The following is a 20,130-nucleotide window of genomic DNA, read 5'->3' as shown; positions in this document are numbered from 1 at the left end:
GCCTCTTCAGCCTCGTCGTCCTTCCGGCACGGCCGCGGACATGTACACCGCGTCGGTGCCGTAACTCCCCGGGAGCGGTATCTCCCGATGGGCCCGGTATCCCTGTGCCGCCCAGAAGGGCTCGCTCCCAGCGACGGCGACCAGGGAGATCTGTTCGTACGTCTGCGCCCGTGCGGTCGAGGCGAGATGGCGCAGGAGCCGGCGGGCGAGCCCGTGGCCCCGGTAGTCCTCGGCGACGACTAGGTCGTGCAGATGCAGATTCGCCGAGGGAACAGGGGCGGCGCCCGCTGCTGGCGCCTCTTCGGTCCGCGTCAGATCAGGCGACCGGAACGGCGGATAGGGCAGGGCGAGCAGATAGCCCGCCTGCTCGCCGGCGCGGTCGAGCACGAAGCAGGTGCTCGGTGAGGCACGGGCCCGCGACTCCAGTGCCGCGCGGCCCTCGGAGAGGCCGAGGCCGGTGTACACCGCGGCCTCCAACTCCGTGATGCCGCCCCAGTCGTGGTCGGCGATGTGCCGGATGCGTACGTCGTCGGCCATCTAGCGCGACCCTCCCGGGACGGTGGCGGGCAGGGCGGCCCGGTCTTCGTGGGCGTCGGGGTTCTCGCGTATCCAGGTGTGGGGCAGCGGGCCGAAGCCGTTGAAGCCCTGGGTGGTGTAACTCGTGGCGTAGGCACCGCAGGAGAGGATCCACACGGGGTCGCCGGACGCCGCCGTCCTCGGGACCTGGACCAGGCTGCCCTCGTGGCTGTAGGCGTCGTCGCTGTCGCAGGTGGGCCCCGCGACGACGGCCGGGACGAAGTCGCCGCCCCGGTGTCCTGGAAACACCAGCGTGTACTGGAGGGCGTCCATCTCGTACAGACCGTTGAACTTGCCGCAGCTCAGATACAGCCAGTACCGGCGCTCGCCGTCGAGCTGCCCGCGGGCGGTGAGCCGGGACACATGGGCACGCACGGCGCCGTGGTCGGCCACCAGATAGCGGCCGGGTTCGATGACGAAGTCCAGCGGGGTCCCGGCGACGGCACGGAGCCGCTGCATGCCCTCCCTGATCACGGCGAAGATCTTGTCCAGGGGTGGTTCGAGGGGGGTGCCGAGCCGGTCGCGGTAGCCGAGGGCGGGCAGCCCGCCGCCCAGGTTGATGTGGTCCAGGGCGATTCCGCGCCGCCGCAGGGCCGCGAGCACGTCGGCCATCCGGTCGCACGCGTCCGACCAGGCCTCGGCCGTCATCTGCTGCGAGCCGACGTGCACCGACAGACCCGACGGCGTCAGGCCCGCCGCGCGTGCCGTCTCCATGACGCGCAGCGCGTCGGCGGGGGAGCAGCCGAACTTGTGGCTGAGGCCCCACAGCGCCCCGCCGCCGTCGGTGGAGAGGCGGCAGAACACGCGGGAGCCGGGGGCGAACTCCGCGATCGCTCGGACGTCCTCCACGCTGTCGGTCGCGAAGTCCCTGATGCCGAGGCGATGGGCCTCGGTGATCTGCCGGTCGGACTTGATGGTGTTGCCGTAGTGGATCTTGTCGGCCGGAGTGCCGGTCGCGAGGGCCTGGGAGATCTCGTGCGGGCTAGCCGCGTCGAACCCGGCGCCCCGCCCGGCCAGACAGGCGAGGACCTCGTCGACCGGGCAGGCCTTCATCGCGAACCGGACCGCGGCGCCTGGCAGTTCGCGCACCAGGGAGTCATAGCGGTCCGCGATGCCGGGCAGGTCGTAGACGAGCAGATCCTCCGTGGCGGCCGCCAGGGCCGCACGCAACTGGGGCGTGGTCGTGTCGTACATGGTGGATGACCTGTTCCGCTACGCGTGCAGTCGGCTGAGGGGCGTGGCACGCGCGGCCCCGACGAGGGCCGCCCAGGCTTCGATGAGCAGCGCGAAGTCCTCCATGTCCTGGCGTGCCTCGTCGAGCAGACGGCGTCGCCGGGGCGCGAGGGAGTCGGCGAAGTCGGCGTACTTGCCGCCGAGTTTCCGGTAGGAGCGGTCCAGGACGCGAAGGCGCTCGGTGTTCTCCGCCGTGTCCAGGAGGGTGCTCTCGCGCACGAGCGCGGCGACACGCTCCACGCGCACCCGGTGGTCCTCGTCGAGCAGGGCGGGGCCCGCCGCCGTCATCTCGCGGTAGACGAAGTTCAGGTACAGCATGGAGAGGAAGAACTTCACGAACCGGTTCTGGTAGGCGACGAACCCGGCGTCGGTCCTCCGCTCGCCCGTGTAGAAGTTCACGATGTTGCGGTTGTGTACGACGCCGGGCAGCGTGGCGTCGTACACCAGGTGCAGCAGGAAGTAGTCGCTGCCGATGGTGTCGGTGGCCGGTGGCAGCGGCACCCGCTCGTGGACCTGGTGGAAGCTGACGTTGCACATGTCGACGCGCATGGGGTCGACGAGGGTGAGGAGCGCCTCGTCCGCGGTGAACGGGTCGTGCCCGGCGCCGCGGAAGGACTCGTCGACGAGCTCCCGCTTCTGCTCCTCGGTCCAGTCGAAGGGTGCCCACAGGCCGACGACCTCGCGGTAGGCCTCGCGGTCGATGGCGTACATCTCGCCGATGTCCACGGACAGTTCGCCGATGAACGACGAGCCGACGAGGACCACCGGCTTGTCCGCGTGGTGTGCGTCGAGCGTGTTCGCGGTGACGCCGTCGGCCGCGTCGGCCGCGCGCTTGCCGAGGGACATCAGCTCGTGCTGGACGGGATACACGGGCTGCCCGTCGAGGACCTGGTAGGTGCTGTCGGAGTCCCTGCGGTGGACCGACTCGCAGCCGAGTGCGGCGGCGGCGAGGAAGGCACGGTTGGTGCAGGCCCCGTACGACACGGCGTCGGGCAGCATCAGATCGAGCAGCAGGTCCGGCTTGAGGAGGCCGGACGCGCGGATCACCTCCCGCAGGAAGGCGCGCTGGGCGTCCTCGTCGAGATGGTGGACGACGACGTGCGGCGCGCCGTGCGCCGCCCGGGCCGCGCGGGCGTGCTCGGCGAAGGCCGCGGGCGCCGAGGAGTCCAGGATCAGCACGTGCACCTCGACGGCGAAGGTGCGTACCGCGTACTGGGCCTCTTGGAGCAGGGCCGTGACCATCGGGGCGCAGGCCCTGTTGGTGGGCAGGGTCAGGCAGATCTTGCGCATGGCGGTTCTCCGCTTCCCCACTAGGCGTTGTCCGGGTGCCAGGAGCTGAGGCCGAGGAGTTTCTCGCCGAGCTCGCTGAGCTCGGCGGTGCCGTAGCGCTCGGACTCGTGCCGGGTGGCGTCGCCGACGAGCGTCGCGTTCCAGTCGGGCGTGGACAGGTTCCGCCAGGACTCGATACGGGACTTGCGCAGTGCCTGGTGCTCTTCGAGCGCCGGCATCATGGAGAGGTACTGCACCGCGCGGACACCGTTGTCAGAGGTGTTCGGGGCGACGCCGTGGGCCAGCATGCCGTTCCAGATGAGGAGGTCGCCCGCCCTCAGCTCGGGGCGCACCACGGGGAACTCGGCCCGGTCGGTGCCCGGACGCACGGGATCGCGGCCCTCGGGCTGGTCCAGCTTCCAGCGGTCGAACTGGCGGAAGAGCTCCGGCGAGCACTGGAATCCGCCCAGCTCCGCGCGGGTGTCGTGGAGCGCGATGATGCCTTGCACGCGCTGCGGGAGCACCTCGCGGGTGGAGTCGACGTCCCAGTGCAGCTCGATGTCGAAGCCCTCTTCGGTGGGGGCGATCAGCGCACGGTCACGGTTCTTGACGTTCGGCGGGTTGAGGTTGAGCCGGTCGAGGGTCACCCACAGTTCTTCGCAGTCCCACACGTCGACGAAGGTGTCATAGACCCGCTGCGTCTGCCGGCTGTCCCACATGAGCTGGTGGTGGTACGCCTCCACGAAGCCGTAGATGTAGAGGTCACGCTCCAGGTCCGTGCGGAACTCCCGCTCCTCGTACCAGGTGTCGGCCGGGACCGGTCGAGTCCCTGGAAGTCCCAGGTGAAGTCGAGCAGGCTCTGGGCGGCCGGGGCGGGTATCGCTTCCTCCACCACCACATAGCCGTAGGTCTGCCAGAAGGTGAACTGCTCCTCGGTCAGGACGCGCAGCGGCCGGGACTTCACGATCTCCCTGAGCGGGAACTGTGTGAGGTACGACTCGCCGTCCGCGCTGAAGTAGGGCCGGTCGCAGGCGGCGCGGTGCAGGAACTCGTAGGTGGACATGCGGGGTCCTCCATGCTCGGTATCGCGGTGAAGGGGTACGTGTGGATGCGGCGAGAGGGCGGGGGAGACCGCGGTTCGGCGCATGGGGGGAGGCCTCGCGGGGAGGCGGCGACGAGTACGGCGCAAGCGCTGCCGTCGTCGCGGTCCGGGGGGCTGCACCGCCCGCCGGGCCGGTCAAGGGCCGGGCGCCGCTCGCCGCGACGGGACAGGGCGGTCCGGTCGCGGGGGGCGTGGGGGATGTCGACGTGCCCCGGTGGGTCCGGGGTCTCCGTATGTGCGGGGTCGCGGTCCGCGCGGGCCACGGGGGCACGGTCGTGCCGGTGGCGCGGGGCCGAGGTGCCGTTGGCGTGGGACGCCGTGGGTTTCGGTGTCGACAGAGCCGGTGGTGCTACCTCCTAGTGCTCGGCCTGGTGCTCGGCGCCGTCTCCGGGGCGAAGGGGTCCGGTGGACGCACGGTGCCGACCGGGTCGACGTCCCGCGGGGGCCCGCGCCGGTTCCTGGCGCCGGCGCCGCTCTCCCACAATGGACTAGACCAAGTGCGGTTTTCCATCAAGATGGCTTAGACCTAGGCTGAAGTCAACCCCCGTCCGATGAGGGCGTGTTGGGGCTTATGTGCCCGTGAGTACGGTATGTTGTCGTCCGATTTCGGGGGGTGCGGGGTGGGTCGTTCGCCCGCGCCGCACCCGTACGACCCGTTCAGACGGTGCCGACAAGGACCTCGGCGACCGCGATGCCGGACACCCGCGTGGCCCCGTATGTCGTCAGGTGCACCGCGCCGATCTGCTCACCCGCGGGCACGCCCATCTCCACCACGAAGGCGTCGGGACGGCGCCGCACCAGTCCGGCGAGCGCCTCGGACATCCAGGGGTGCCGGGCCGCGTCACGGACGACGACGACCAGGTCCCGGCCGGTCGCCGGTGCGAGCGCGAGCCGGTCGAGGAGGTCGTCCTGGCCGTTCAGCTCGGCCTCGGAGAGACGCACGGACGTCGTACCCGGGCGCAGGGCGCGCAGGGGCTCGCCGACGCCCCACGGGGTGGCGCCGTCCACGGCGAGGCTCATGGTGGGGGAGAGCTCGACGACGTGCGGGTCGGCCGTGAGCGGCAGCGCGGCGCCGGTGCCGCTGCGGTGGACGCGGACGGCGCGGCGGGCCGCGACCAGGCCGATGTCGGTCGGCTTCGCCTCGGGCTCGGCCTCCCGTGTCAGGGCGCCGGACCAGGTGGCGAACTCGCCCACGCGGGCCGCGGCCTCGGCGAGCCGCTCCTCGGGCAGCGTCCCGTCGAGCACCGCGCGCACGAGGGCGTCGGCGAGGTCGACGGTCGTGGACTCCTCGGCGCTCTCGCCGCCGACGCACACCGCGTCCACTCCGGCGGCGACCGCCCGCACGGTGGCGCCGCCGATGCCGTACGGGCCGCTCACGGCGCTCATCTCGATGCCGTCGGTGACGACGAGGCCGGTGAAGCCGAGCCGGTCGCGCAGCAGGCCGCCGATGACCGGGCCGCTGAGGGTGGCGGGCAGTTCCTCGTCGTACGCGGGCACGAGCATGTGGGCGGTCATGATGGCGCGTACGCCCGCGTCCATTGCGGCCGTGAACGGTGGCAGAGCCGTGCGGACGATCTCCTCGGCGTCGGCCGTGAACCGCGGCAGGCCGTGGTGGGAGTCGACGTCGGTGTCGCCGTGGCCGGGGAAGTGCTTGGCGCAGGCGGCCACCCCCGCCGACTGCAGGCCGCGGATCCAGGCGGCGGTGTGGCGGGCGACGACGTCGGTGAGCGCGCCGAAGGAGCGGACCCCGATGACCGGGTTCATCGCGTTGGAGTTCACGTCGGCGCTGGGCGCGAAGTCCAACGACACGCCGATCGCGCGCAGTTGGTGGCCGATGTCGCGGGCGACCTGTTCGGTGAGGTCGGTGTCGTCGATGGCGCCGAGCGCGAGGTTGCCGGGCCAGGAGGCGCCGGTGCGGGCGCCGATGCGGGTGACGTCACCGGCCTCCTCGTCGATGGCGACGATCAGGTCGGGGTTCTCGGCGCGCAGGGAGGCGGTGAGCGCGGCGACCTGCTCGGCGCTTTCGATGTTGCGCCCGAAGAGCACGACGGAGGCGAGCCCGTCGGCGATCCGGCGGCGCACCCAGTCCGGCGCGGTGGTGCCCACGAACCCCGGTTGGAGCACGGAGTTGGCCAGCCGGGTCAGACGCGGGTGGCTGTCGCTTGCCATGAGGGACCTCCGTAGAGCGGGGTGCGGGAACGGCGGCCCGGCCGGCCGCGGCGAAAGCGGTGGGGACGAGCCGGATATTGGCCTATACCAATCAACGGTGTCAAGGAGTCGTTGTAGGGGGGTGTGCGGTCAAATGTGCTGCACGTGAGGGGTGTTTGGCGTGCTGGGCGGGGGGCTCGGCCGGTGTTCCTCTCCAGTCTTGGGCGTGGTGACGGAGCGCCCCGTCATCCATTCGGATTGCCGACTAAGCCGAAGGGTGTACCCGAATGTCGTCCAGTCTGTCGATCCTCGTCGGCGGCCCGCGCCGGAGCATGGAAGGAGATCCCGGACTGAAGGCGGTGGCACCATGCTGCACGACGGACTCTCCTCCCGGCCCTCCCCGCGGCCCTCCTCACCCGCGGGGCCCCCGGGGCTCTCCTCCCTGCTCGGCGAACTGGCCCGGCTCGCCGCGCTGCCCTTGGAACTCGGCGAGACGCTCCCTGCCCGCGCCTACACCAGCGAGGACTTCCACCAACTGGAAAAGGACCGCGTCTTCGGCAGTGACTGGGTGTGTGTCGGCCACGTCGACCAGGTCGCCAGGCCCGGCGACTATCTGCGTACGGACGTCCTCGGCACCCCGCTGGTCATCACGCGCGACGAGAACGACGACCTGCACGCTCTGTCCCGGGTGTGCAGGCATCGCTTCATGGACGTCCTGCCGCCGGAGACAACCCCCGACCAGGGCTCGCTCAAGCGGCTGACCTGCCCGTACCACACCTGGACCTACCGCCTGAACGGCGAGTTCGCGGGCCGTCTCGCAGGCGCCCCCCTGATGAACAAGGTCGAGTTCGACCGCACCGCCTGCAGGCTGCCCCGGTACCGCCTGGAGGTGTGGCAGGGCCTGCTCATGGTGAGCGCCGACCCCGACGCGCCGCCGCTCGGCCCCCAGCTTGCCGACCTGGAGGCCACCCTCGCGCCCTACCGCATCGAGGACCTGGTCGTCGCGTACACCGAGCGCTGGGACGGCGTCCCCGCGAACTGGAAGGTGGCGTTCGAGAACGGCTCGGAGAACTACCACCACATGGGTTCGCACGCGAACACCCTCGAACGGATCCTGCCCGGCAAGGACACCGTCGTGGACGAGTGCGAGGGGCGCGGGTTCAGCATGTACACGCCCTTCGTCCCCGACATGGAGCTCCCGCAGGGCCCGGACGGCGCGGACCTGGTGGGCACGCTCATCCCCGGACTCGGCATGCGCCAGCTCTCGGGGATGACCGTCGCGGGCGTGTTCCCGAACATGGCCCTCGCGCTGCTGCCGGACAGCGTGACCTTCGTGCGCTGGGTGCCGACCGGACCGGTCACGCACGACGCGCTCGTCACGGTCCTGGTCCCCGCCGAGGCCAAGCGGAAGCCCGACTTCGATGCGTACGTGGCGGCCTCCAAGGAGCAGTTCAAGGTGATCCAGACGGAGGACCTGGTGGCCGTCCGCGGTGTCCAGCGCGGCCTCGCCACCGACCCCGCCCCGTCGGGCGGCCGCTTCTCCCATCTGGAGCGCCCGCTGTGGCAGTTCCAGCGGTATCTGGCGGAGCGTCTTGTGGGGGAGACCACGGCGGCGCCCTGATCGGGCCCCCCGCCGCCTACTCCCCGGGCCTCCGGCTCTGGCTCCCGGCCCCCTGGCCCTCCGGCTCTGGTTCCCGGCCCCATGGCCCCGGCGCCCCGGTGTGCGCGAACACGCTTTGTCCTGGTGAAAGAAAAAGTCGCGTTCCTCGTCGCGCAAGGGGTTCCCGCTGCGGCGAAAGCTGGCTAGCGTCCCGCCCCGAGCCACCCGCACGCGCCACGCCAGTACTTCCGTCATCACCGCCTCAGCACCTGTCGGGAGCAGCAATGAGCGCACGGCCGTACCGAAGATTCCGCGCCCGTCTGAGCTTCTTGCTCGTCGCCTCCTTCCTCGCCGGGGCCGCCTGGGCGGCCCCGGCGGGCGCCGAGGAGGAGCCGAGCCCCTTCGCCGAACTCCCGCCCCAGGAGCCGGGCGTGACCCAGCGCATCTACGACGTGCAGCAGCCGCTGAAGAAGCTGTGCGAACTCAAGGCCGGGCAGACGCCGAACACCGATCAGTTGAAGCCGACCGTCGACTGGAAGGAGCCCGGGGACTTCGGGGGCCTCGCCGACAACTTCGTCTCGCACACCATCGGCAACATCAAGGTTCCCCAGGACGGCACCTACGCCTTCCGCCTCACCAGTGACGACGGCTCCCGACTCGTCATAGACAACCAGCGGGTCATCGAGCACGACGGTCTGCACGGCCCGACACCCAAGGACGGCACGGTCGAGCTGGCCGCGGGCTATCACGCCCTGCTGATCGAGCACTTCGAGGCGGGCGGTGAGCAGCAGGTCACGCTCTCCTGGCGGCCGCCGGGCGCAAGCGACTTCACCGTCGTGCCGCACTCGGTCCTGAGCACCGACGCCGGTGTCGTACGAGTCACGGCACCGGGCCGCAAGGAGTGCGCCAACTCCACGGAGTCACCGGGCGACGGCCTGCCGCTGAACGGCGTGCACCCCGACCACCGGCTCACCGACCTCAGGCCGAAGGGCTTCGAGCCGCAGGTCACCGCGATGGACTGGCTGCCCGACGGCCGCCTCGCCGTGGCCACCTGGGGCGGCACCGACAACACCAAGGGCGAGGTCCACCTCCTGGACCACGTCACCGGCAGCACAGGACCCGACAAGGTGACCACCAAGAAGGTCGCCGAGGGCCTGAAGGAACCGATGGGCTTGAAGTACGTCGACGGCTCGCTCTACGTCTCGCAGAAGCACGAGCTGACCCGCCTGAAGGACGCCGACGGGGACGACGTCACCGACGCCTACGAGACCGTCGCCACCTGGCCGTTCGGCAAGAACTTCCACGAGTTCGCCTTCGGCCTGCTCTACCGCGACGGCTACTTCTATCTGAACCTGTCCGTCGCCATCAACTACGGCGGCGCCACCACCGACCCGCAGCCCGCGAAGAACCGCGGCACCACCATCAAGGTCGACCGCGAGACCGGTGACGTCTCCTACGTGGCGGGCGGCCTGCGTACCCCCAACGGCATCGGCTGGGGCCCAGGCGGCGACCTTTTCGCCACCGACAACCAGGGCGGCTGGCTGCCCTCGTCCAAACTCGTGCACGTCAAACAGGGCCGCTTCTTCAACCACCACACCAATCCCGACGGGCCGTTCGACGACAAGCCCGTCACCCAGCCCGTGCTGTGGCTGCCGCAGAACGAGATCGGCAACTCACCGAGCACCCCGCTCCTGCTGAAGGAAGCACCTTCGCCGGGCAACTGCTCATCGCTGACGTGACCTACGGCGGCGTCCAGCGGGCGTCCCTGGAGAAGGTCGGAGGCGAGTACCAGGGCGCGGTCTTCCGATTCACCCAGGGCCTCGAAGCCGGTGTCAACCGGATCAGCACGGGTCCCGACGGCGCCCTGTACGCAGGCGGCCTCGGCGCCGGTGGCAACTGGGGCCAGCCCGGCAAGCTGAAGCACGGCCTCCAGAAGCTCACGCCGGGGGCCAACGAGGCCTTCGACATCAAGACCATGCGCGCCACGAGGACCGGCTTCGAGCTGGAGTACACCAAGCCGGTCTCCCAGGCGACGGCCGACAAGCTCGCCGCGCGCTACCAGGCCGCCCAGTGGCGCTATGTGCCGACCGCTGCCTACGGCGGCCCCAAGGTGGACGAGGAGACGCTGCCGGTACGCGCGGCGACACTCTCCGCGGACCGCAAGAAGGTCACCCTGGACATTGCGGGCCTCAAGCCCGGACGCGTCGTCCATCTGCGCTCGCCCCGCCCCTTCACCGCCGAGGGCGGCAAGGAACTGTGGAGCACCGAGGCCTGGTACACCCTGAACCGCATCCCCGGCACCAGCCCCGCACAGCAGTCGTTGTACGAGGCGGAGGAGTCCCGGCTCGAAGGCGGTGCGGGCACCAACGACAACCACTCCGCCTACTCCGGCCGCGGCTTCGTCGACGGATACGGCACCAAGGGCGCCGCCACCACCTTCGACGTCACGGCCAAGAAGGGCGGCACCCATGACGTCGGCCTGCGCTACGCCAACGGCCCCCACCCGGCCGCCGGGACCAAGACGCTGAGCATCCACGTCAACGGCCGCAAGGTGCGGCAGACGAAACTCCCGAGCACCGGCACCTGGGACAGATGGTCCACCCGCACCGAACAGATCCCGCTGCGCGCCGGCGCCAACACCATCACGTACCGCCATGACGACGGCGACACCGGACACGTCAACCTGGACCTGCTCGCCGTCCACCCGCGGGGTGCCACGACCACCCTCTTCGACGGCACCGACCGCTCCCCGTGGCAGCACACCGACGGACGCACTCCCCAGTGGCCGCTGGTCGGCGACCGTGCCATGGAGGTCTGCTGCGGCGACATCCGCAGCAAGGAGGCGTACCAGGACTTCAAGCTGCACGTCGAGTTCTGGCTGCCGAAGCTCCCGCCGGACGTGACCGGGCAGGACCGTGCGAACAGCGGGGTGTACCTCCAGGAGCGTTACGAGATCCAGATCCTGGACTCGTACGGCGACAGCACACCCGCCGACAACGAGGCCGGCGCGATCTACACGAAGAAGGCACCCGACAAGAACGCCGCCAAGCCGCCCGAGACCTGGCAGACGTACGACATCACCTTCCGCGCCGCACGCTTCGACGACAGCGGCACGAAGACGCAGGACGCCCGCGTCACGGTGGTGTGGAACGGCGACACGGTCCACGACGACGTGGCGATCGACGGGCCGACGGGAGCGGGAGACGCGGAGAGCCCGGCGGCCGGTGCCATCCGGCTGCAGGACCACCGCAACGCGGTCCGGTACCGGAACATCTCGATCCAGCCCCTGTAGATCTCGACAACCGTCACGCGATGACGATCACGCGACGACGATCACGCGACGACGATCACTCGGCGACCGTCAGGGGGCTCGGCGGGACGCGCCGTAGCGGGCGCGTCCCGTCCTCCCGTGCCGCCGGACGCGTAGGGTCCGACGGCATGCAGCCCTCACGCCCCCCGCTGTCATGACCGGCCGCCGCAGCGCCGGACTGCTCCTGTTCCGCAACCCGGGCCCGGCGGTCGAGGTGCTCATCGGCCACATGGGCGGACCGTTCTGGGCCCGCCGCGACCACGCGGCCTGGTCGATCCCCAAGGGCGAGCACGGCGACGAGGAGGAACCGCTGGCAGCCGCGGTGCGGGAGTTCGAGGAGGAACTCGGCAGGGTGGCCCCCGCCGGGCCCTATCTGCCGTTGGGTGACGTACGGCAGGCGGGCGGCAAGACGGTGGCAGTCTGGGCCGTCGAGGCCGACCTCGACCCGGAGACCGTGGTGCCCGGCACCTTCCGGTTGGAGTGGCCGCGCGGCTCGGGCCGCTTCCAGGAGTTTCCCGAACTCGACCGGGTGGCCTGGCTGCCCCTCGACGGGGCCGCCGACAAGCTCGTGGCGGGCCAGCGGGTCTTCCTGGACAGGTTGGCCGCGCACTTGACTGCTTGAAGGGGTGCGGGGCGGGTGCCTGTGCGGGACGGGAGCCTGTGCGGGTGCGGGCTTCGCCTCGGCTCAGCCGCGCCCGCCCGGTGTGTCCCGTGTGTCCCGCACCGTCAGATCGCCGTGCTGATTCATGAACACCCGTCCGTGCCCCTCGGCCTTTCCGGACTGCTGGTACGTGGTCGATGCCGTGGGGGTGGGCGGCGGGAAAGCGGCGATCGCCGCCTGGAGTTCCGCTGCCGCGTCCGGATGGTCGTCCAGGAAGTCCTGGAGCCGCACGCGCCAGGCGCCGCGTGCCCGCGTCAACTCGGCGCCGCTGTCCGGGCGCCGCGCCACGGCCCGCAGCGCGTCGAGGCGTCGACCGGCGCTCTCGCTCTGTTCGGGGTCGCCTCGTCCGAGGATCCGCACGAAGCGGTCGCGCGTGGACTGCCAGGCGTCCTCCGCCGCCGCGCCGACCAGCCCGGCGGCGCTCGCGGCGGCCAGGGTGGCCAGCCATTCGGGGTCCATGTGGTCTGTCTCCTCACGTGTGTTTCGTACGTGGGTGTAGGGGTGTGTACGTGCGTACATGTGCCGGTGGGCTCAGCGGACGCGCTCGGCGGTCCAGTCCCCCTTCGCGCCCTGGCAGCCGGTGGAGAACTCGCCCTTCATGGAGTCGCCGTGGACGGTGCCGGTGAAGGCGATCGCCGACTGGCCGCCGCCCGCGGAGCCGAAGGTGATGCGGTCGCCCTTGAGGGTGCCGGTGAGCGCTCCGTCCAGGTCGCAGCCGGTGATGCCGCTGACGGTGAGGTCGCCGGTGATGCGGCCGCCGTCCTCTTTCAGGCGCGCGTCGAAGGTGCCGCCTCCCATGAAGACGGACCAGATGCCCGTCCAGCGCCCGTCGAGCCGCACGGCGGCGTCCGGGGCCGGTGCGGAGGACGCCGGTCCCGCGGAAGGGGTGGGCGGCACGGACGGGGTGACGGCGAGCCCGAAGTGCGAATAGCGCGCCGACACGGCGGCGGCACCGCCCGGCCGTGGCACCGCGTCGACGACGAGCCGTACGAGGCGCCCGCGCTTGTCGATCCGTGCGGTGAAGGCGGCGGACGAAGGTGCCGCTGATCGCGCTGATCGCGCTGATGCCGCTGATGCCGCTGATGCCGCTGATGTCACTGGTGTGGCTGGTGATGGTGGGGCTGCCGATGGGGAAGGGGTTGCCGATGGAGACGGGGGTGCCGGTTGGGGCGGGGGTTCCGGAGGCGGCGGGGACGCAGGCCGCAGCGTCCCCTCGAACTCGCACCCGTCGCGCTCGGCGGCGGTCACCGACCGCAGCAGCCGCGCGGCCGAGGTAGGGTCGACGGCGTCGGTGAAGGCGCCGTCGGACCGCACGAGGCCCCTGTCGGCCCCCGCGGGAACAAGCGTGCCCGCGGGCAGGGTGACCTTGCCCCGCGCGATGGTCCCCGCCACGGAAGGCCCGTCGCCCACCCGTTGGGTGAACCACGCGGAGCGGACCCGGGGGTCGGCCGCCCCCATGACACGGTGCGTTCCCCGGTGGACGGTGAAGCGGTAACTCGTCAAGCCCGTCCTGCGGGCCGCTTCCGCGAGGGCGGCGGGAGCCGAACGGCCGTCGACGGCGGAGTCGCACGAGGCACGCTTGCCCGGCAGGGACACGACGACGCCCACGGAGGTGGCGGCGACGACCACGACGGAGACCAGGGTGACCACGGCGGGCACGCTGACACCGCCGCCTCCCGCACCCAACGCCCCCGCCACCTTGCCGAACACGGACGTGGCCTTGGTGACGACCGCGCCGCCGGACACGGATCCGCCGGTACCCGCGCCGTACGCCGCGCCTTCGGCGCCCACAGAGGGCGGTCCCGGCGGGGGAGGAGGGACGCTGGGCGGTGGACCGGGCGCTCCGGCCGGGGCGGCGGGGTCGGCCAGCGGACCCTGCGGCAGATCTCCCGCCGCACCGTCGACTTCCGCACCCGTGAGGTGCCGGGCGGCCGCCGTCCCGGCCACGGCGGCCCCCGCCCCCGCGACCCCGACCACCGCGCCCGTGGCGCCCCGGCTCATCCGGCGCGGCCGCTCGGCGAGCCCGAGGACCACCTGGTGGTAGATGTTGCCGTGCTGTACGGCGTTGACCGTGCCGTGCCCATCGGCGGTCGCGAACTGTGTGGCGGCCGTATCTGCCGTATCTGCCGTATCTGCCGTGCCCGCCGTACTTGCCGTCGCGTCGGGCGGCGTACCCGCCGTACTTGCCGTCGCGTCGGGCGGCGTGCCCGCCGTACTCGCCGTCGTGTCGGGCCGCGCATCCGCCGTACCCGCTGTCACCTCGGGCGCCGCGAGCAGCGCATGCACCGCGTCCGTCAACCGCCGTGCCCGCGACTCATGTTGCGGATGCGCGGCGAGCGCGGAGGCCAGCTCCTGCTGCACATGGGGCACGGAATCCATGAGGAACTCGTCCCGCTCCGCGGAGTCGCGCCGCTCGGCCTCCGCCGCCCATGCCCGGATCCGCTCGACCGCCGAGCCGTCCCCCGGGTCCAGGAGTGCGGCCGTCCCCGCGTGGGCGACGGACCACGCGTCCGTACCGATCGCCGCCGCCAGGTGCTCGGCCACATCGGCAGCCGTGTCCGAAGCCGCTCCGGCAGTTGCTCGCGCGACGGCGGAGTCCGGGGGCCGTCCGTGCGGGCCGTGCGTGTCCTCGGTCATCAACGCCGCCTCCCCCGATGCGCCACGCCGCTGAGTTCGTGAAGCTAGCAGCCGAGGCCGCTCCCCAGCAGGCCTTCCGCGGGGAGCGCGAGGTGGGCGGCAGCGAAGGGCGCGCACAAGGCGCGTTCGGGCGGCGGAGTGCGCCGCCTGGCGGGGCGCAAGTGGTCACTGACGGCGTACTGGTACTTGCAACGGATTCCTGATACGCACACACATACGCCAGCACAGCCGCTTGATACGCACGCACCTACGTCGGCACAGCCGCCTGATACCCACGCACATACGCCAGCACAGCCAGCCGTACGGAACGCCGTCCGCCGAACGCCGGAGGTCCCTCATGGGCAAGCGCCGTACGCACCGCCCGAGCCTCGCGGCCGTGATCGCCCTCCTCGTCGCCGCCCTGTTCGGCGGAGGGATCGCCCCGGCCGCCCCGACGGACGGGACCGCCACCCGTGCCACCCCCTACGGGGCCCCCGGCGCGCCGGACGGCATCCCCCGCCTCACCGACGACCGCGGCCGCACCCTCACCCTGCGCGGCTGGAACGTCGAGGACAAGACCCACCACGGCCCCGACGCGCTCAGCGCGATCACCGAGCGGCACTTCGCCGATCTGCGCGCCCACGGCTTCAACTTCGCCCGCCTGCTGATCTTCTGGGACGACCTGGAGCCTCGGCGGGGACAGTACAGCGAGGCGTATCTGCGCAAGATCCGGCGCATCCTCGACTGGGCGCGCACCCACCGCGTCCACGTTGTCATCGACGCCCACCAGGACGTCTTCGGACCGGCGTTCAACCATCGCGGGATCCCGGCGTGGGCGACGCGCACCGACGGTCTTCCGTTCACCCCGCACCCCGACGACTGGTTCGCGGAGTACTTCGAACCCGCCGTCCAGCGGGCCTTCACCCACCTCTACGAGGACGCGGACCTGCGGCGCGCCCAGGCCCGCATGTGGCGGCTGCTCGCCGACCGCTTCGGCGGCCACCCCGCGGTCCTCGGCTACGACCTGCTCAACGAGCCGATGGGGGAGCTGCGGCAGGGCGAGGACCTGGCGACCGCGGCCCGCCGCATCGAAGCCACCCGGCTCACCCCGATGTACCGGCGCCTCGCCGCCGCGATCCGCACCCAGGACCGCACGAACTGGCTGTTCGTCGAGCCGACCCCGATCGTCGGCGAGGGCGTGCCCACCGGCCTCGGCCGGGTCGCCGACCGACGCGTCGTGTACGCACCGCACTTCTACAACACCGCGATGGAGGCGGGCGCAGACTACGATCCGGCCGCCGGCTGGATCGAGGCATACGAGAAGGCCGTCACCGCCTACCCGCGCGCGCAGGCGATCCCGGTGGTCGTGGGGGAGTGGGGCCCGCTGAACAGCGGCTTGCCGAACATGCGCAGGTTCCACGACGACGCCCTCGCCTCCTTCACCCGGTACTCGTCGGGGTGGGCGGCCTACGTCTGGTGCTACGGCGGCGGCTACTGCGCCCTCGACCGGGACGGCCGTCTCCGCACCAACAAGGAACGCACCGTCACCCCGTACGCCCCCGCCGTCGCGGGCACCGTACGCTCCGACACCCACGATCCCGGCACCGGCACCTACCGTCTCGCCTACCGTTCGGCCTTTCGCCCCGGCACCACCGCGCTGTCCCTGCCACCGAGCCGCACCGGCTGGCGGATCGCCGTCACGGGCACGAAGGCGCGGCCCGGTACACGGCACGTGCCCGCCGGACCGGCACGGCAGGTCACGGTGCGGGCGGCAGGTGGCGCCGAGGTGGAGGTGACGGTGCGACCGGCCGCGTGACGGCGACCGGCTTGCCGGTGTGGCTAGCGCCGGTGGTTGCGGCGGTAGCGGAACGGGCCCGGCAGGTCCATGGAGGAGGAGCGCCGACCGGTGGAGCTGATGTTGTGCCGGGGGCCGTGCCTGCCGCCCAGCGTGATCGACCACGAGCGGCCGTTGATATTCAGCCGGACCCCGGGCAGGATCCGGAACGACTTGCGGTAGTGGATCGGCATCGCGGACTCCTCGCGTCCCTCGTGCTCCCGCTCGCGGACGATCTCGTCGGCGCGGTCGTCGTACGGCTCGACCCGGTCCTCGTACGGCGTCGGCTCGGCATCGACGACGACCCGCACCGGCACGCCGGAGCGCTCGAGCGCGAAAGGCAGCCGGTCATGAAGAAGGGCAAGGAGAGCAACCGCTCCTTGCCACTCTCAACTTATAGCGCACCGGGGGGCTTGCGGCAAGGCCCCCGTCGTGACGCAAAATCGCAGGCCACAGCCCGAACCCGCGGACATGGGAGTCTCCCGAAGTGCACGTGCTTTCATCAGCAAGCCCCCTGAACACCGGCGTCTTCGACCTGCCCGACCGCCTCTCCGCCAAGGCCGCCCCGACGCTGATCGCCGATGACGAGAAGCACTTCACAGCCGTCGCGGCCAGCGTCGAGCAGGCCATCGCCGAACTGTCCGAGCGCCTGGACGCCGAGCTCAAGGCACCCGGCGGCACCGGCCGGCAGGCGATGGACCGGGACGCGGAGGTGCACCGCCTCACCGGCCGCCTGCGCGCCCTGCGCCGCTTCGGCCTCGACCTGTGCCTCGGGCACATCGTCACCGCCGACGCCCCCGAACCCGTGTACATCGGCCGGCTCGGCCTCACCGACAGCGACGGGAACCGGCTGCTCGTCGACTGGCGCTCACCCGCGGCCGAGCCCTTCTTCGGGGCGACCCACGCCAACCCGATGGGCCTGGCGAGCCGCCGCAGATACCGCTGGACCGGCGGCCGGATCAGCGACTACTGGGACGAAGTATTCACCGCCGAGGGCCTCGAACGGCACGCGGCGCTCGACGACCAGTCCGCCTTCATCGCGAGCCTCGGAAGCAGCAGATCGGCCCGGATGCGCGACGTGCTCGCCACCATCCAGTCCGACCAGGACGCCATCATCCGCGCGAGCTCCCGCGGCGCCCTCGTCGTCGACGGCGGACCGGGCACGGGCAAGACCGTGGTCGCCCTGCACCGCTCCGCCTACCTGCTCCACTCCGACCCCCGCCTCGGCCACCGCAAGGGCGGCGTGCTGTTCGTCGGCCCGCACCGGCCCTACCTGGCGTACGTCGCCGACGTGCTGCCCAGCCTCGGCGAGGAGGGCGTACAGACCTGCATCGTGCGGGACCTCGTCGCCGAGGGTGCCACGGCGCCGGAGGAGAGCGACCCCGAGGTCGCCCGCCTGAAGTCGTCCGCGGACATGGTGAAGGCGATCGAGAAGGCCGTCTCCATCTACGAGGAGCCGCCCGCGAAGGGCATGACGGTCACCACCGACTGGGGCGACATCCGGCTGAGCGCCGACGACTGGGCCGAGGCGTTCGAAGCACCGGACCCCGGTACACCGCACAACGAGGGGCGCGAACAGGTCTGGGAGGAACTGGTCGCGATCCTCCTCGACAAGCTCGACGGCGACGTCCCGATCCACGCGTTCCGTGCCTCGCTGCGGTACGACGCGGAACTGGTCGAAGCCCTGCACCGCGCCTGGCCGCTGCTCGACGCGGCCGACGTGGTCTCCGACCTGTGGACCGTCCCCGCCTATCTGCGGCTGTGCGCCCCCTGGCTCGAAACCGACGAGGTGCGCAGGTTGCAGCGCAAGGACGCACCCCAGGCCTGGACGGTGTCCGACCTGCCGCTCCTGGACGCGGCACGGCAGCGGCTCGGCGACCCGGAGGCGACCCGGCGCAAGCGCAGGCAGGAGGCCCTCCTCGCCGCCCAGCGCGAACGCATGACGCAGGTAGTCGACAACCTGATCGACGCCGCGTCCTCCTCGGGTGCCGACGGCGACGACGGCGAAGGCCTGGTGACGATGTTGCGCGGCCAGGACGCCCAGGTAAGCCTGGTCGACGAGGCCGAGCTGCCCACCACCGACGCGGATCTGCTCGCCGGTCCCTTCGCGCACATCGTCGTGGACGAGGCACAGGAGCTGACCGACGCGGAGTGGCAGATGCTGCTGCCGCGCTGCCCGTCCCGGAGCTTCACCATCGTCGGGGACCGGGCCCAGGCCAGGCACGGGTTCACCGAGTCATGGCGGGAACGTCTCGGGCGTATCGGTCTCGACCGCGTCGAAGTGGCGTCCTTGACCGTCAACTACCGCACGCCCGAGCAGGTCATGGCGGAAGCCGAGCCGGTCATCCGCGCCGTGCTCCCCGACGCCAATGTGCCGACGTCGGTCCGCAGGGGCGACGTCCCCGTCGTCCACGGCTCCGTCACCGAGCTGGCGTCGATCCTCGACACCTGGCTGGCCGCGCACGCCGAGGGGACCGCCTGCGTGATCGGCGACCCCACGTTCCAGGAGACCCCCCGGGTCCGGTCGCTGACGCCCGGCCTTTCGAAGGGCCTGGAGTTCGACCTGGTCGTCCTCGTCGACCCCGAGGCATTCGGCGAGGGCGTCGAAGGAGCGGTCGACCGCTATGTCGCGATGACCCGGGCGACCCGGCAACTGGTGATCCTCACCAGCTCCTGAAACCGCCCGGCCGCCCCCCTGGCGTGCGGGGTCGTGCTCACGCCCACTTCTGCTGTCGCGTGGGCGCGCAGCGCACCGCGCGCAGACCGGCGCGGCCGTCGTCCTCCAGGCACCTGCCGGTGTCCGCGTTCCTGAGGCCGACCGCCTCGTCGGGTCCCGGAGCGAACACCCACTTCTGGGAGGACGCCGCCCCGCACCGCTCGGTGCGCAGGTCCGCCGGGTCGTGGTCGAGGCACTTTCCCGTGGCGTGATTGCGGAGCTGGCGCGCACCGTCGGCATACCGGCGTACGGTCCACCACTGGTACGGCATTCCGTTGCACGCGTAGGAGCGCAGCCCCTTGTCGAGGCTGTCGTCCAGGCAGTTGCCCGTGGCCCGGCTGACGAAGATCCGGGTGGCCTCGGGCGGTCTCGTGGCACCCGCCCCCGCGGAGTGCGGAAGGCCGTCACCGGCCGGGGCCTTCGCGACGGTATCGGCGGGGCGAGCCGGGGAGAAGGGCGGGGCGGCAGGCGAGGGGTGCAGCGGGGGCACCGGCCCTGAGGGCACGGAGGACGAGGGAACCGGTGCGGCGCGCGAGGCGGACGGGGAATCGTACGGGAGGACGAGCAGGGTGACGACGACGCCGGTGAGCAGACCGGCCGCGGCTCCGGCCGCCGCACAGGCCCACCGGGCGTTGAGCCGGGCCCGCACGGACGCGCGGGCGCCCCGGGCGGCTGCGGGCGGCCGGGGGCCGGCGGCGGGCCGCGAGGGCTCGGCGGCGGGTTGCGGGGGCTCGGCGGCGGGCTGCGGGCGCTCGGCGGCCGGTTCCGGCAGAGGCTCCGGCCTGCTGCGGTCGGCCGCTTCCCACAGGGCCCGGTACTCGGTGGGGTCTCCGCCAAGGGCCCGGCACACGTCGCGGACCACGGGCCAGGGCGGGACGATGTCCCCCCGGAAGTAGCGCGAGAGCGACGAGTCGCTGATCCGCACCTGCTCCTCAAGGCTCCGCAGCGTGCGCCCCGAACGCTGCTGCAGGGCGCGCAGCGCCCCGCCCAACCGCCGCGCCGCCGCGGCGTGTTCCGCTCGTCCGCGGTCGGTCATCGAGAACTGCTCCCTGTATGGCGACCCGA

At 71.9% G+C, this 20,130-nt stretch carries 12 protein-coding genes and 2 pseudogenes; 5 read left to right on the top strand and 9 right to left on the bottom strand.

Translation table 11 applies throughout. From position 1 onward, the window contains the following. Positions 1–6 precede the first annotated feature (6 nt). From IG78_RS0111965 to IG78_RS0111945, 5 genes and pseudogenes are all read right to left on the bottom strand, one after another. Positions 7–537, bottom strand: coding sequence for a GNAT family N-acetyltransferase (locus IG78_RS0111965; RefSeq protein WP_030562046.1), 531 nt, complete (start codon positions 535–537; stop codon positions 7–9). Then, entirely contained in the window at positions 538–1,770 is a 1,233-nt protein-coding gene (locus IG78_RS0111960) for a type III PLP-dependent enzyme (protein WP_030562044.1), read from the bottom strand. Between the two features lie 18 nt (positions 1,771–1,788). Next, positions 1,789–3,099: a DUF6271 family protein gene (locus IG78_RS0111955; protein ID WP_030562042.1), complete on the bottom strand. Its 1,311-nt coding sequence runs from the start codon at positions 3,097–3,099 to the stop codon at positions 1,789–1,791. 20 nt (positions 3,100–3,119) lie between these two features. After that, a pseudogene (locus IG78_RS41990) lies at positions 3,120–4,141 on the bottom strand (phytanoyl-CoA dioxygenase family protein). Between the two features lie 696 nt (positions 4,142–4,837). Further along, positions 4,838–6,349: a glycoside hydrolase family 3 protein gene (locus IG78_RS0111945; protein WP_030562040.1), complete on the bottom strand. Its 1,512-nt coding sequence runs from the start codon at positions 6,347–6,349 to the stop codon at positions 4,838–4,840. Positions 6,350–6,695: 346 nt separating this feature from the next. Between IG78_RS0111945 and IG78_RS0111940 the strand changes: the two genes are divergently transcribed. From IG78_RS0111940 to IG78_RS0111930, 3 genes and pseudogenes are all read left to right on the top strand, one after another. Beyond that, positions 6,696–7,949 (top strand): aromatic ring-hydroxylating oxygenase subunit alpha, encoded by a 1,254-nt coding sequence (locus IG78_RS0111940; protein ID WP_030562038.1) that lies wholly within the window; start codon positions 6,696–6,698, stop codon positions 7,947–7,949. A gap of 263 nt (positions 7,950–8,212) precedes the next feature. Then, positions 8,213–11,220 (top strand): annotated as a pseudogene (locus tag IG78_RS41985) (3-keto-alpha-glucoside-1,2-lyase-like domain-containing protein). A 172-nt stretch (positions 11,221–11,392) separates the two neighbouring features. Continuing rightward, entirely contained in the window at positions 11,393–11,860 is a 468-nt protein-coding gene (locus IG78_RS0111930; RefSeq protein WP_030562036.1) for an NUDIX hydrolase, read from the top strand. Positions 11,861–11,923: 63 nt separating this feature from the next. Here the strand turns inward: IG78_RS0111930 and IG78_RS43980 are convergent, their stop codons facing one another. After that, positions 11,924–12,358 carry a hypothetical protein gene (locus tag IG78_RS43980; RefSeq protein ID WP_051852553.1) on the bottom strand — a complete coding sequence of 145 codons (435 nt, stop codon included), beginning with the start codon at positions 12,356–12,358 and terminating at the stop codon, positions 11,924–11,926. A gap of 72 nt (positions 12,359–12,430) precedes the next feature. Next, entirely contained in the window at positions 12,431–14,536 is a 2,106-nt protein-coding gene (locus IG78_RS0111920; protein ID WP_157855781.1) for a hypothetical protein, read from the bottom strand. 337 nt (positions 14,537–14,873) lie between these two features. Here IG78_RS0111920 and IG78_RS0111915 point away from each other — a divergent pair, with 337 nt between their 5' ends. After that, positions 14,874–16,331, top strand: coding sequence for a glycoside hydrolase family 5 protein (locus IG78_RS0111915; protein ID WP_030562030.1), 1,458 nt, complete (start codon positions 14,874–14,876; stop codon positions 16,329–16,331). 23 nt (positions 16,332–16,354) lie between these two features. Here the strand turns inward: IG78_RS0111915 and IG78_RS0111910 are convergent, their stop codons facing one another. Continuing rightward, entirely contained in the window at positions 16,355–16,543 is a 189-nt protein-coding gene (locus IG78_RS0111910; protein WP_030562028.1) for a DUF4236 domain-containing protein, read from the bottom strand. 299 nt (positions 16,544–16,842) lie between these two features. Here IG78_RS0111910 and helR point away from each other — a divergent pair, with 299 nt between their 5' ends. After that, positions 16,843–19,026, top strand: coding sequence for an RNA polymerase recycling motor ATPase HelR (gene helR, locus IG78_RS0111905; RefSeq protein WP_037685245.1), 2,184 nt, complete (start codon positions 16,843–16,845; stop codon positions 19,024–19,026). Positions 19,027–19,063: 37 nt separating this feature from the next. Here the strand turns inward: helR and IG78_RS43975 are convergent, their stop codons facing one another. Next, a complete protein-coding gene (locus IG78_RS43975) occupies positions 19,064–20,101 on the bottom strand; it encodes a helix-turn-helix domain-containing protein (RefSeq protein ID WP_051852552.1) in 1,038 nt (345 codons plus the stop codon). Positions 20,102–20,130 lie beyond the last annotated feature (29 nt).

It is taken from the genome of Streptomyces aureocirculatus (genome assembly GCF_000720475.1).
Lineage (GTDB): Bacteria > Actinomycetota > Actinomycetes > Streptomycetales > Streptomycetaceae > Streptomyces > Streptomyces aureocirculatus.
This window is presented reverse-complemented; position numbering and strand designations above follow the sequence as displayed.

Excerpts from the sequence above, each read along its gene's own strand:
- IG78_RS0111940 (WP_030562038.1), top strand. The coding sequence starts at position 6,696 with ATGCTGCACGACGGACTCTCCTCCCGGCCCTCCCCGCGGCCCTCCTCA.
- IG78_RS0111920 (WP_157855781.1), bottom strand. The coding sequence starts at position 14,536 with ATGACCGAGGACACGCACGGCCCGCACGGACGGCCCCCGGACTCCGCC.
- IG78_RS0111955 (WP_030562042.1), bottom strand. The coding sequence starts at position 3,099 with ATGCGCAAGATCTGCCTGACCCTGCCCACCAACAGGGCCTGCGCCCCG.
- IG78_RS0111965 (WP_030562046.1), bottom strand. The coding sequence starts at position 537 with ATGGCCGACGACGTACGCATCCGGCACATCGCCGACCACGACTGGGGC.
- IG78_RS0111945 (WP_030562040.1), bottom strand. The coding sequence starts at position 6,349 with ATGGCAAGCGACAGCCACCCGCGTCTGACCCGGCTGGCCAACTCCGTG.
- IG78_RS0111960 (WP_030562044.1), bottom strand. The coding sequence starts at position 1,770 with ATGTACGACACGACCACGCCCCAGTTGCGTGCGGCCCTGGCGGCCGCC.
- IG78_RS43980 (WP_051852553.1), bottom strand. The coding sequence starts at position 12,358 with ATGGACCCCGAATGGCTGGCCACCCTGGCCGCCGCGAGCGCCGCCGGG.
- IG78_RS0111915 (WP_030562030.1), top strand. The coding sequence starts at position 14,874 with ATGGGCAAGCGCCGTACGCACCGCCCGAGCCTCGCGGCCGTGATCGCC.
- IG78_RS43975 (WP_051852552.1), bottom strand. The coding sequence starts at position 20,101 with ATGACCGACCGCGGACGAGCGGAACACGCCGCGGCGGCGCGGCGGTTG.
- IG78_RS0111930 (WP_030562036.1), top strand. The coding sequence starts at position 11,393 with ATGACCGGCCGCCGCAGCGCCGGACTGCTCCTGTTCCGCAACCCGGGC.
- IG78_RS0111910 (WP_030562028.1), bottom strand. The coding sequence starts at position 16,543 with ATGCCGATCCACTACCGCAAGTCGTTCCGGATCCTGCCCGGGGTCCGG.